Origin of the sequence: Xanthomonas sp. BRIP62409, from assembly GCF_003992965.1 — a bacterium.
Classification (GTDB): domain Bacteria; phylum Pseudomonadota; class Gammaproteobacteria; order Xanthomonadales; family Xanthomonadaceae; genus Xanthomonas; species Xanthomonas euroxanthea.
This window is the reverse complement of record NZ_QEZJ01000033.1, coordinates 1-12,937: the sequence shown is the minus strand read 5'-3', so window position 1 is coordinate 12,937 and position 12,937 is coordinate 1. Positions and strand designations below refer to the sequence as shown.

General features: G+C 65.1%; 12 protein-coding genes. 2 read left to right on the top strand and 10 right to left on the bottom strand.

Annotated features, from left to right (window positions below):
* Positions 1-210: 210 nt before the first annotated feature.
* The 4 genes from cyoE to EO170_RS19805 are packed head-to-tail and all read right to left on the bottom strand — an operon-like array spanning position 211 to position 3,612.
* The gene (gene cyoE, locus EO170_RS19820) at positions 211-1,107 is read right to left on the bottom strand and encodes a heme o synthase (protein WP_104584131.1); all 897 of its coding nucleotides are present in this window, start codon (positions 1,105-1,107) and stop codon (positions 211-213) included.
* 2 nt (positions 1,108-1,109) lie between these two features.
* Entirely contained in the window at positions 1,110-2,273 is a 1,164-nt protein-coding gene (locus tag EO170_RS19815; RefSeq protein ID WP_104584132.1) for a COX15/CtaA family protein, read from the bottom strand.
* Between the two features lie 10 nt (positions 2,274-2,283).
* Complete coding sequence (locus EO170_RS19810; protein WP_126947635.1) at positions 2,284-2,859, bottom strand: hypothetical protein; 576 nt, start codon at positions 2,857-2,859, stop codon at positions 2,284-2,286.
* 27 nt (positions 2,860-2,886) lie between these two features.
* Positions 2,887-3,612, bottom strand: a complete 726-nt coding sequence (locus EO170_RS19805; RefSeq protein ID WP_126947632.1) for an SURF1 family protein — start codon at positions 3,610-3,612, stop codon at positions 2,887-2,889.
* A 60-nt stretch (positions 3,613-3,672) separates the two neighbouring features.
* Here EO170_RS19805 and EO170_RS19800 point away from each other — a divergent pair, with 60 nt between their 5' ends.
* A complete protein-coding gene (locus EO170_RS19800; protein WP_006449736.1) occupies positions 3,673-3,891 on the top strand; it encodes a twin transmembrane helix small protein in 219 nt (72 codons plus the stop codon).
* 105 nt (positions 3,892-3,996) lie between these two features.
* Here the strand turns inward: EO170_RS19800 and EO170_RS19795 are convergent, their stop codons facing one another.
* From EO170_RS19795 to EO170_RS19770, 6 genes are read right to left on the bottom strand one after another with little or no spacing between them, the layout of a single operon-like run.
* Positions 3,997-4,872 (bottom strand): cytochrome c oxidase subunit 3, encoded by an 876-nt coding sequence (locus EO170_RS19795; RefSeq protein ID WP_104535425.1) that lies wholly within the window; start codon positions 4,870-4,872, stop codon positions 3,997-3,999.
* A gap of 39 nt (positions 4,873-4,911) precedes the next feature.
* Positions 4,912-5,508, bottom strand: a complete 597-nt coding sequence (locus EO170_RS19790) for a cytochrome c oxidase assembly protein (protein ID WP_104584136.1) — start codon at positions 5,506-5,508, stop codon at positions 4,912-4,914.
* Entirely contained in the window at positions 5,505-5,675 is a 171-nt protein-coding gene (locus EO170_RS19785; protein ID WP_104584137.1) for a hypothetical protein, read from the bottom strand. Before EO170_RS19785 ends, EO170_RS19790 begins: the two co-directional genes overlap by 4 nt.
* Positions 5,656-7,260, bottom strand: coding sequence for a cytochrome c oxidase subunit I (gene ctaD, locus EO170_RS19780; protein WP_126947629.1), 1,605 nt, complete (start codon positions 7,258-7,260; stop codon positions 5,656-5,658). Before ctaD ends, EO170_RS19785 begins: the two co-directional genes overlap by 20 nt.
* Positions 7,261-7,299: 39 nt before the next feature.
* Positions 7,300-8,244, bottom strand: a complete 945-nt coding sequence (gene coxB, locus EO170_RS19775; RefSeq protein ID WP_115677773.1) for a cytochrome c oxidase subunit II — start codon at positions 8,242-8,244, stop codon at positions 7,300-7,302.
* A 16-nt stretch (positions 8,245-8,260) separates the two neighbouring features.
* Complete coding sequence (locus tag EO170_RS19770; protein ID WP_104584139.1) at positions 8,261-8,737, bottom strand: DUF2244 domain-containing protein; 477 nt, start codon at positions 8,735-8,737, stop codon at positions 8,261-8,263.
* A 289-nt stretch (positions 8,738-9,026) separates the two neighbouring features.
* Here EO170_RS19770 and putA point away from each other — a divergent pair, with 289 nt between their 5' ends.
* Positions 9,027-12,227, top strand: a complete 3,201-nt coding sequence (gene putA, locus EO170_RS19765; protein WP_126947626.1) for a bifunctional proline dehydrogenase/L-glutamate gamma-semialdehyde dehydrogenase PutA — start codon at positions 9,027-9,029, stop codon at positions 12,225-12,227.
* The last annotated feature ends 710 nt before the right edge of the window (positions 12,228-12,937 follow it).

The window sequence follows — 12,937 nt, the reverse complement described above, 5'->3', positions numbered from 1 at the left end:
GGCGGCGCAGCCATCCGCACCGCGAGTGTGGCCACGCTGACACCATCGCAGCGGCGGTTTGGCGGTTGGCCGCCGGATGCCCGACCACGCGCGCAACCGGCGGCTATGAGCGAGATGGGCCGGTTGCAGCCGCCGGCCATCTCACTCCGCCAACAGCCCTGGCAGGTCTAGCGATGGCTGCTGGCGGTGACGGGCTTCACTGCGCTGCCGCTAGCGCACCCACGGCAACAGCAGGTGATCCACCATCAGGAACGCGAACAGCGCCATCAGATACACGATGGAGTAGCCGAACATCTTCATCGAGAACAGCTCGTCCGGCGGGTCGAGCATGCGCCAGGCGTACCAGAGGAACACCACGTTGAGCACCACCGCGCCGCCCAGGTAGAACAGCCCGCTCATGCCCACCGCCACCGGCAGCAGGGTCACGATCGCCAGCAGCACCGTGTACACCAGGATCTGCTTGCGCGTATGCGGCACACCGTGGGTGACCGGCAGCATCGGGATCGCCGCCTTGGCGTAATCGGCACGCCGGAAGATCGCCAGCGCCCAGAAATGCGGCGGCGTCCAGATGAAGATGATCAGCACCAGCAGCGAGGCATTGATCCAGTCGGCGCTGGTCGGCAAGCCGGTCACTGCGGCCCAGCCCAGCATCGGCGGCGTGGCGCCTGCCAGGCCACCGATCACGATGTTCTGCGAGGTCGCCCGCTTCAGGTACACGGTGTAGATCACCGCGTAACCGATCAGCGACGCAAACGTCAGCACCGCGGTGATCACGTTCACCCAGACCACCAGGATGGTCATGGAGATCACGATCAGCACGCTGGCAAACAGCAGCACCTGCCACGGCCGCACCTTGCCCACCACCAGCGGCCGCCATGAGGTGCGTGCCATCTGCGCGTCGATCTTGGCATCCAGCAACTGGTTGATCGCCGCCGCAGCCGATGCGGCCAGCCAGATGCCCAGAAAGCCCAATGCACCGGTGCGCACCTGCAGCCACGTCGGGACATCCGGGATGGCCAGGAACATGCCCACCAAGGCGGTGAACACGATCAGTGCCACCACCTTGGGTTTGGTCAGATCCCAGTAGTCGCGTGCGCTGACGGCCATGCTCACTCCGGCGCGCGCAGCCGCGCCAGCAGCGAGACCAGCACGAACAGGAGCGCAACTGCGCCGCCGTTATGCAGCACCGACACTTCCAGCGGCAGGGCCAACTTGACGTTGAGCATGCCCAGCGTCACCTGCACCGCCACCAGCACCGCCAGCGCACCGGCCCACACGCGCATGCCCGGCGAGCGCGACAGACGCCAGGCCAGCCACCACAGATACAGCGCCGTCGCAATGGCCCACAGCCGGTGCGCCATCTGGATGGCGATACGCGCTGCGCCATCGAGCACACCGCCTTCGTAATCCACCCCGATCCCGCGCCAGAGCGTGAAGCCTTCGCGGAAGTCGTGCGGCGGCCACCACTGGCTGACGCAGCGCGGGAAATTGTCGGCCGACCAGCTGCCACCGCCACAGGCCAGCGCCGCGTAATTGGCACTGACCCAGCCGCCAAGCGCGATCTGCAGGCCCAGCACCGCCACGCCCGCGCGCAACAGCCACGTGAGCCGCGAGGCATCGGCCAGCGTGATCGGCAAGTGGGTTGCGCGCCAGGCCATCCACACCAGCAGCGAGAACATCAGCATGCCGCCGAGCAGATGGCCCATCACCACGATGGGCTTGAGCAGCAACGTCACCGTCCACATGCCCAGCAGCGCCTGGAAGATCACCACTGCCAGCGTCAGCACCGCCGCACGCGCCAGATCGATATTGCTCCAGCGCAGCGCCGCCAGCAGCAGGATGGCCTCGCCCGCGATCGCCACGCCGAACGCCAGCGTGTGCCAGCCGGACATGTACAGCGGAATGGACAACGCCACCAGCACCGCGGCAGCGACCACCTGGGCGATGCCCATGCGGCGGCGGCGCACCGCCAGCAAGGAAAGCACCAGCACCTCCACCCCGAGCGCGCCGGCCAGGAAGCGGTGCACCTGCTCGCGCCAGGCCTTGTGCGATTCCAGCGGCCGGATCTTGCTGGCCACATGCGCGTTGGCTTCGTCGCTGGTCTGTGGCCAGGTGACGCGGCCGTAGCAGGTGGGCCAGTCCGGGCAGCTCATGCCGGCATCGGACAGCCGCACGAACGACCCGAACAGGATCGTGCTCGCAGTGAACAGCGCAGCCAGCCAGGCCATGCGATGGAAGTGGCGGAACAATGCCGGTGGCGCAAACAGATTCATCGAAACGGGCTCACATCAGTTTCAGCAGCTTGACCAGATCGGCACGCAGGCCGGCCGGGTCGAACCCCGGGGCATAGCGCAGGATCACGAAGCCGTTGGGGTCGATCACATACACCGGCACGCCGGCGGCATCGTCGGCACGCGGCAGGCCCTGCCGCAGCCGCGCGTCGTCGCGCAGCACACGCAGGGCCGGCATCGGCGGCAACCCGGCCGGCGGGGTGCCGATCCACAACACCTCCACCTTGTCGGCGCGATGCCCGAGCAGTTGCCACACCTTGTCCAGTTCGGCCGCCAGCGTCACGCATTGCTGCGTACAACGGGCCGGCGGCGCGAGCGCAATCCGCCACACGCGTTCGGCAGGCGTCCAGGCATATGGCTGCCCGTCCGCGCGCACCGGCACCAACCCGCGCAGGTCGGCGGGCGGCTTGAGCAATTCGCCGTGATTGCGCATCGATGCCGGCTGCCATCCGGAGAAGCGCAGCACGCCGGCCAGCAACATCGAGCCGAAGAACAGCACCGCCAGGGCAATCAGCATCCTGCGGCCGCGTTTGAACGAATGCGGCGTGGCCGATGTGGAGGAGGTCATGCCGGCGATTTTCTCATGCCGCAGGCGTCAGTGCCCGCGTCGATGGCGGCGACGCGCACGCCACGTCAGCAGCGTCGCGGTGACCAGCACGGCTGCGGCCAGACCGAACCATTGCACCGCATAACCCAAGTGCCGCGCGGGCGGAAGCGTATTCGGCAGCATCTCCAGGTCGCGTGCGTAACCGACCGGCAGGGCCGGATCCAGGCGCAGGACCTGCGACGAAATGTCGCGCCTGCCAAGCGCGCTGCGCAGGGCGGTGGTCTCCAGACGCGTAGCCAGCCAGGTCTGCGGCGCATCGGCAGCCGACAACGCCGGCCCCATCGCAAGCCCGGCCGAGGGCGGCGCACCCAGCAACCCCTGCAGCGTATGGGTCCCTTGCAGCGGCGTGGTCCTCGGCAATTGCCGATTGGCCGGCAACGGCAGCCAGCCCAGATCGACCAGCAGCGTGACGGGGCTGCCCTGCGGCGCGGCAAGCTGATAGATCCGCACACCGGCGCGCCCGGCATGCAGCTGATTGTCCAGCAGCACCTGCTGCGGCAGAAACCGCACCTGCCCGCTCACCCAGGCCAGCGCATGCGGCGTGGCCAGGGCCTGCACCAGGGTCAACGGCGTCTGCCGCACATGCGCCGCGCGTTCCAGCAACGCCTGTTTTTCGTGCATGCGCTGCAGCTGCCACTGTCCAAGCGCCACAAAACCCGCGCTGACCAGCACGGCCAGGCACCATCCCAGCACCGCCGTGTGCTTGCGCATCATGACAAGCGACGCAAAAAGGCGTGCAATGCCGCTACCACGCCGACGACCACCGGGGCTGTTGTGAACGATTCGCTCAAGACGTTGCTGATTGTCGCCTTCCTGATCGTGATCCTGTGGAACCTGGGCGCAGGCCTGTACTACCTGCTCACCGACCGTGGCGAAACCAAGCGTACCGTCAACGCACTGACCTGGCGCATCGGCCTCTCAGTCGCACTGATCGCCGTGGTGATCCTGGGCATCTATACCGGCTGGATCAAGCCGCATGGGCTCGGCCGCTGACGCGGCCGACGGGATTGGGGATTCGGCATTGGGGATTGGTAACAGCAAACGCGGATCGCTCTTGCCAATCCCCAATCCCGACTCCCGACTCACCAATCCCAGCCCTCAAAGTACATACACGAACAGGAACAGCGCCAGCCACACCACGTCGACGAAGTGCCAGTACCACGCGGCCGCTTCGAAGGCGAAGTGGTTGTCGCGGGTGAAGTGCCCGCGCGCGACACGCAGCCACATCACCGCCAGCATGATCGTGCCCAGCAGCACATGCATGCCGTGGAAGCCGGTGAGCATGAAGAAGGTCGAGCCGTAGATGCCCGATCCCAGCGTCAGATTGAGTTCGGTGTAGGCGTGGATGTATTCCTCGGCCTGCAGGAACAGGAACACGCAGCCCAGCAGCACGGTCAGCCCCAGCCACAGCAATAGCGCGCCGCGACGACCGCCCTTGAGTGCGTGGTGCGCGATGGTCAAAGTCACGCCGGAGCTGAGCAGGATCAGCGTATTGATCAGCGGCAGGCCCCAGGCCGGAATGGTCTGGAATTGCCCACCGATCGTGCCGGGGCCATTGGTCGGCCACGCAGCGGAATAACCGTTCCACAACAGTTCGTTGGTCATGACGCCATCGCCTTCGCCGCCCAGCCAGGGCAGCGTCAGCACGCGCGTGTAGAACAGCGCACCGAAGAAGGCGCCGAAGAACATCACCTCGGAAAAGATGAACCACACCATCCCCATGCGGAAGGAGCCGTCCACCTGGCGGTTGTAGTGCCCGGCATTGGACTCGCGGATGACATCGCCAAACCACATGAACAAGGTCGCCAGCAGCATCGCCATGCCGACGAAGAACGTCCAGCGTCCCCATGCCGCATCGTTGAGCCAGCTGGCCACGCCGATCATCATCACGAACATCGCAATCGACCCGACAAAGGGCCACTTGCTCTGGCTCGGGACGAAATACGCATCGGCGTTGGGACTGTGGTCGGCCATGGCGTTGCTTCCGTGTCGGTGCTGCGTGTGGATGAGGAATTACGGCGCGGCGCGCGGCGCGCTGGATGCGCCACCGCCCTGCAGCTCCGAGGTCAGGGTGTCGTTGCGATAGAACGTGTAGGACAGGGTGATCGTGGTGACTTCCGGCGGCAGCGCAGGGTCGACGATGAAACGCAGCGGCATGTCGCGCGTTTCGCCGGCCTGCAAGGTCTGCGCGGTAAAACAGAAACATTCGGTCTTGTTGAAGTATCCGGACGCGCGCGCCGGTGCGACCGATGGCACCGCACTGCCGACCACCGCACGCGCGCTGTCGTTGCGCGCAAAATACAGCGCCTCGTTGAGTTCGCCCGGCACCACATCCATCGTCATCTGCTCGGGATGGAAGGTCCACGGCAGCTTGGAATTGACCCCGGCATCGAACTCCACCCGCACCGTGCGTTTGCCAGGCCCTGCAATCGCCGCGCCATTGGCACGCGTGCTGCCCGGTGCGCGCTCCATGCGGATGCCGAAGACTTTTTCGCACGCGATGCGATACAGCGGCACCAGCGAAAAGGTCAGCACGAACACGCCCAGCACCACGCCCAGCAGCTTGAACAAGCCGGCCGTCGGTGCAGGTGCGGGCGCCCGCGCGTTCACCGCCCGATGACTCCCGACGCGATGAAACCCGCGTAGATCAGCAGCGCGATGATGCCGACGGTGATCGCCGTGCGGCGCACCGCGCGACGCTGTTGCGCCTGCCGTTCGGCAGCCGAGAGCAGGCGCGCCACCGCTGCCGGCGCCGACTCAGTGACCGATGTCTTCATGCGCAAGATCTCCAGGCTTGATCACCGGTGGCACGATGAAGGTATGCGCCGGTGCCGGCGACGGCACCGTCCACTCCAGTCCCCTGGCACCTTCCCAGGCCCGTGCGTCGGCCTTGGTGCCACTGCGCAACGAGGCGAGCAGGATGCCGGCCATCAGGAACGGCGTGGCGAACATGCCGAACGCGCCGATCGAGCTGATCAGGTTCCAGTCCGCGAACACCACGTTGTAGTCGGGAATCCGCCGCGGCATGCCGGCCAGGCCGAGGAAGTGCTGCGGGAAGAACAGCAGGTTGACGAACACCATCGTCCACCAGAAATGAAACTTGGCCCAGGTTTCGTTGTACATCCGCCCGGTCCATTTCGGCCACCAGTAGTAGACCGCCGCGATCAACGCGAACACCGCTCCGGTGACCAGCACGTAATGGAAATGCGCGACCACAAAATACGTGTCGTGGTACTGGAAATCCGCCGGCACGATCGCCAGCATCAGGCCCGAGAATCCACCGATGCTGAAAAGGATCACGAAGGCCACTGCCCACAGCATCGGCGATTCGAACGTCAACGAGCCCTTCCACATCGTGCTGACCCAGTTGAACACCTTCACCCCGGTCGGGATGGAGATCAGCATCGTGGCGAACATGAAGTAGATTTCGCCACCGAGCGGCATGCCCACGGTGAACATGTGGTGCGCCCACACGATGAAGCTCAGGAACGCGATCGCCGCGATCGCATACACCATCGCCTGATACCCGAACAGCGGCTTGCGGCTGAAGGTCGGGATGATCTCGCTGACCACGCCGAACGCCGGCAGGATCATGATGTAGACCTCCGGGTGCCCGAAGAACCAGAAGATGTGCTGGTACATCACCGGGTCGCCGCCGCCGGCCGCATTGAAGAAGCTGGTGCCGAAGAACTTGTCGGTCAGCAGCATGGTCACTGCACCGGCCAGCACCGGCATCACCGCGATCAGCAGGAAGGCGGTGATCAGCCAGGCCCAGCAGAAGATCGGCATCTTCAACAGATCGATGCCGGGCGCGCGCATGTTGAGCACGGTGGCGATGATGTTGATCGCGCCCATGATCGAACTGACGCCGGCCACGTGAATTGCAAACACGCTGAAGGCCACGTTGTAGCCGCCCTGCAGCGACAGCGGCGGATACAGCGTCCAGCCACCGGCCGGCGCACCGCCGGGCAGGAACAACGTCAGCAGCAGCAGGGTGAAGGCCACCGGCAGCAACCAGAACGACCAGTTGTTCATGCGCGGCAACGCCATGTCCGGCGCGCCGATCTGCAGCGGAATCATCCAGTTGGCCAGGCCGACGAAGGCCGGCATCACGCCGCCGAAGATCATCACCAATGCATGCACGGTGGTCATCTGGTTGAAGAATTCGGGTTTGACGAACTGCAGCCCGGGCTGCATGAGTTCGGCGCGGATCACCACGCTCATCGCCGCGCCGATGATAAACATCACGAAGGAAAACAGCAGGTACAGCGTGCCGATGTCCTTGTGATTGGTCGAGAAGAACCAGCGCTCGACGAAACCGGGCTGGTGGTGTCCGTGGTGATCGACTGCGGTATGCGCCATGGCGGAACGACCTCTACGAAGCGATGCGGTTGCGGGCGATTAAAGAGCGGCAGTCGGCGCGGCGGCCGGAGCAGGCGCAGCCTCGCCGGCAGGCGTTGCTGCAGGGGTGGACGCCGGCGCCGGTGCGGGGGCGCCCGCCGGTGCAGCAGGCGATGCATTGGCACTGCGACGCGCGGCCAGCCAGCGCTGGAATTCGGCCTTGGGCAGCGCCTCCACCACGATCGGCATGAAGCCATGGTCCTTGCCGCACAATTCGGCGCACTGGCCCCGATACACGCCCGGCTGCTCGATGTTGGTCCATGCCTCGTTGACGATGCCGGGGATGGCGTCCTGCTTCCAGCCCAGGGCCGGCACCCACCACGCATGGATCACGTCGTCGGCGGTGATCACGAAACGGATCTTGGTCCCGACCGGCAGCACCAGGCGGTTGTCCACATCCAGCAGGTAATGCGGTTGCGAGGCAGCGGTCGGACGCTCACCACTCTGGCGGATGCGGTCGGACTCGCGCGCCAGCCGGCTGGTGAATTCCACGCCCTGGCCCAGATACTCGTATTTCCACATCCACTGGTAGCCGGTGACCTTGACGGTCATTTCCGACTCGCGGGTGTCGTACATCGCAATCAGCTTGGCCGTTGCCGGCCAGGCCATCGCAATCAGCACCAGCACCGGAATCACCGTCCACAACACCTCGGCCGTGGTGTTGTGACTGAACTGCGCAGCCACAGCGCCCTTGGACTTGCGGAACTTGAAGATCGCATAGCCCATGGCACCGAACACCAGCGCGCCGATCACCACGCAGACCCACAGCGCCACCATGTGCGCCTCGTAGGCCATGCGCGCGGTCTGGGTGACCCCGCGGCCCATGTTGAGCTGCCATTCCTTCGGATCGGCCGATTGCGCCCAGGCAGCCGGTGCGCCCAGCAGCGCCGCCATCGCCAAAGCCATCTTCGAATACGTCGCCTTCCAGCTGCTGCGTTGCGTCATTGCCTAGACCCTTACGTCATCGGTGACGGCCATTGGCGGCCGCGAGCAAGCGTTTCAGCGTAGTTGCCAGTTCCACACGTTCGGCCGGCCCGAGAAAACTTCCGATCTCGATCTGCTTGCCGCTGCTGACCAGCACCACCCTGTCGTCGCGTTCCATGCATAACCGCACCCAATGCGGATGTGCCTGAAACGCTGGTGGCGCATGCCCGGACGCAAACACCTCGACGACGGTGTCTCCCACCCGGATCGCTTCTTCGCGCTCGCCACTTCGCCACAACTGCCGCAGCGCCAGCGCCACCACACCACTGTGCAACAGGGCGAACACCGGCGCGAATGCATTGCCGGTCCACCACCCCAGGCCCGCAAATACCCACATCGTTCCCGCCAATACTGCGAACAACTGCACGAACTGCCTGGCCGACAATGCCCGCGGAGGCCGCAACCGCAACTGCGTCCCGACCCCTTCGGACATCAACGGCAGTACTTCGATCATTGGCAACACGCAGCGCGCTGCGGGAACAGCCCGATGGTAGACCCGCGCGAACGCAGGCGGCAAGCGTTTCCGGCAATCATCGAATTGCTGCAGTGCAGCTAAAAACACGCGTAAATCAATCACTTCCCGATGCCGGCAGCGATCCCCGTGCCCGTGGCCGGCAACGATCGAGCCCGCTTGGGCCTGCGCTGACCACGTGCACAAAACGGCGGAAAAGCTGCCGCTTCCACACAAGTGCGCGGAGCCCGCGGCTCTCTAGAATGAGCACGGATTCCCAGGCGCCCTACGCATGAACGCTCAGCTCGACCCGCTTGCCTCTCCCTCAGTTGCGCGCCCGCTGTTGGCGCTTGAGCTGCCTGCCGCACCCGGCGCATTGCGTGCGGCGATCACGGCCGCATGGCTCAAGGACGAAACCGAGCACGTACACGAACTGCTCGACCAGGCGCGGCTGCCCGCCGCCGAGCAGGCCAAGGTGCAGGCGCTTGCCGCCGACCTGGTCACCCGCGTCCGCGCACGTGCGCAGGACCAGGGCGCGATCGAGGCCTTCATGCGCCAGTACGACCTGGGCAGCGAAGAAGGCGTATTGCTGATGTGCGTGGCCGAGGCGCTGTTGCGCATTCCCGACCAGGACACCGCAGACAAGCTGATCCGCGACAAGCTCGGCGATGCGGACTGGAAGAAGCACGTCGGCGGCAGCGACTCGGTGCTGGTCAACGCATCGACCTGGGGCCTGATGCTCACCGGCAAGCTGGTGCAGCTCAACGACCTCACCCGCGCCGACGTGCCGGGCGCGTTCAAGCGCCTGATCGGCCGCGTCGGCGAGCCGGTGATTCGCCTGGCCGTGCGCCAGGCGATGAAGATCATGGGCCACCAGTTCGTCATGGGCCGCACCATCGGTGAAGCCCTCTCGCGCTCGCGCAAGGGCGACAACGCCGATTACCGCTATTCGTTCGACATGCTCGGCGAAGGCGCATTGACCATGAAGGATGCGCAGCGCTACTTGCAGGCATACCGCGATGCCATCCACGCGATCGGCCACAGCGGCAGTTTCGTCGGCACCGATGTATTCGCAGCGCCCAGCATCTCGATCAAATTGTCCGCACTGTATCCGCGCTACGAACATGCCAAGCGTGCGCGCGTGATGGCCGAGCTGGTCCCGGGCGTGCTCGAGCTGGCGCAACTGGCCAAGTCCTATGGCATCGGCTACACCGTCGATGCGGAAGAAGCCGACCGCCTGGAACTGTCGCTGGACATCATCGAGGCCACGTTCTCCGACCCGTCGCTGGATGGATGGGAAGGCTATGGCCTGGCGGTGCAGGCCTACCAGAAGCGCACGCCGTACACGATCGATTTCCTGGCCGACCTGGCACGCCGCGTTGGCCGTCGGATTCCGGTGCGTCTGGTCAAGGGCGCGTACTGGGACGCGGAGATCAAGCGCGCACAGATCGAAGGTCACCCCGGCTATCCGGTATTTACCCGCAAGCAGAATACCGACGTGTCGTACCTGGCCTGCGCACGTCGCATGTTCGCGCACAGCGATGCGCTGTACCCGATGTTCGCCACGCACAACGCGCAGACCATCGCGGCGGTCCGCGCGATCTCCGGCGGCAAGGTGTACGAGCACCAGAAACTGCACGGCATGGGCGATGACCTGTATGCCGAAGTGATTCCGGCCGATCGCCTGGGGCTGCCCTGCCGCGTGTACGCACCGGTCGGCTCGCACGAGGATCTGCTGCCGTACCTGGTGCGACGCCTGCTCGAAAACGGCGCCAATTCCAGCTTCGTCAATCGCATCACCGACGAGGACGTCGCCATCGAAGAGCTGATCCGTGATCCGGTCGAAGCAGTGTCCTCGTTCGGCTCCATTCCGCATCCCAAGATTCCGCTGCCGACCGATCTGCTGCGCAGCCAGAACCAACACAGGAAAAATTCCATGGGCGCCAATCTCGCCAACGACAACGATCTGCGGCAGCTGGCCGAGCAACTCAATGCCGCCATCAAGCCGTGGAAGGCCGGCCCGCTGGTGCCCGGCGCGGTGATCAGCACGCCCAGCCAGGCCGTGCTCAACCCGGCAGACCGCCGCGACACGGTCGGGCAGTGGCAGCCAGCCGATCCGGCCACTGTGCAGACGGCGTTGGCGACCGCGGCTGCCGCGCAGCCGGCCTGGAACCGCACACCTGCCGCCAGCCGCGCCACCATCCTGGAGCATGCGGCCGACCTGCTCGAAGCGCGCATGCCCGAGTTCATGGCCATCTGCGTCAAGGAGGCCGGCAAGACCCTGCCCGATGCCGTGGCCGAGGTGCGCGAGGCGGTCGACTTCCTGCGTTACTACGCCGGCCAGGCACGCGCCCAGTTCGGTGCGCCCGAACGCCTGCCCGGACCGACCGGTGAATCCAACGAACTGCAGCTGCATGGCCGCGGCGTATTCGTCTGCATCAGTCCCTGGAACTTCCCGCTCGCCATCTTCCTCGGCCAGGTCGCCGCCGCATTGGCCGCCGGCAACAGCGTCATCGCCAAGCCCGCAGAGCAGACCAACCTGATCGGCTACGCCGCAGTGAAGCTACTGCACGAAGCGGGCATCCCCGAGGCGGTCGTGCAGTTCCTGCCGGGCGACGGCGCCACCGTCGGCGCGGCGCTGACCAATGACCCGCGCGTGGCGGGCGTTGCCTTCACCGGCTCCACCGAGACCGCACGCGTCATCAACCGCACCCTGGCTGCGCGCGACGCCGCAATCGGTGTGCTGATTGCCGAAACCGGTGGCCAGAACGCCTTCATCGCCGACTCGTCCTCGTTGCCGGAAGCCGTCGTCAAGGACGCGATCTCCAGCGCCTTCATGTCCGCCGGCCAACGCTGCTCGGCGGCCCGCGTGCTGTTCGTGCAGGACGACATCGCCGACAAGGTCATGACCATGCTGGCCGGCGCCATGGGGGAATTGAAGATCGGCGATCCTGCGCTCCTGTCCACCGACGTTGGTCCCGTCATCGATGCAGATGCACTCAAGATCCTCGACGATCATGCAGCGCGTATGGATCGCGAAGCCCGCCTGATCGGCTCCACCACCCTGGATCCGGCCGCCGCTGACGGCAGCTTTTTCGCCCCACGTGCGTACGAGCTGACCTCGCTGGCGCAGCTGCAGCGCGAGGTTTTCGGACCTGTACTGCACGTCATTCGTTGGAAGGCCGACCAGCTCGACGCCGTCATCGACCAGATCAACGCTACTGGCTATGGCCTGACCCTGGGCGTGCATTCGCGCATCGACGAGACCATCGATCGCATCACCGCATGCGTTGCGGTGGGCAATGTCTACGTCAACCGTAACCAGATCGGCGCGGTCGTCGGCGTACAACCCTTCGGCGGCCAGGGCCTGTCGGGCACCGGCCCGAAAGCCGGGGGTCCACATTACCTGCTGCGCTTCGCTACCGAGAAGGTCGTCACCGTCAACACGACCGCCGCAGGCGGCAATGCCTCCCTGCTGACCTTGGGCGACTGATCCTCGATGCAGACGTCATAGTGCAGTCGATTGGACCAACAAAAACCCCGCTCACGCGGGGTTTTTGTTGGCTTGTGCCCTGCCAATGCCTTATGCGACGGCGATAAGTGATCTGGCCAAGCACACACACGTATCGGATGCAGTCTCGGTGAGCAGCATAGCGGCCAAGAATAGGCCAGTCGCCAAGTCACCGAGTTACCGAGTCATTTCGATCTTGATGAATTGCATGGCCCTGATAGTCCCAGCGCCCCTGATAGTCCCCAGGGCTCCTGATGGTCCCAGGGGTCTGGCGCCTGTGGAGTGCAACCAGGCCCCATTTGCCCGCACTGGCCGGCGACCGGTGCTCCTTAAGCCGATCTATAAACGGGAAGCCAGCACCATCACAGGTACTTTTATGTACTTTTAGGTGCTTTTAGGTGCTTTCACTGGCGACGCACTGACTGGTCGGTTCTTTGCCCATATGCCAATCGATCGATAAACAGATGTCTTTTCGATCATCAGGGCAAGGTGGATGCCGCTGCAGTACCAGGAAGTCGGTCCTCAGCGTCAAGCGCGCGTCTTGGTACTGGGGCCATGCTTAGAGTGCGGCTTGCCGGTCCGGGTTCTGCGGTGACATTCAGACCCTTCGGCCTTGCTAGCGCGTGCTGCTTCAACACAAGCGCCAGGCGCGAGCCCTGGCCCCAGTGCCTGGCTCAGCCTGAGCGTCGAGC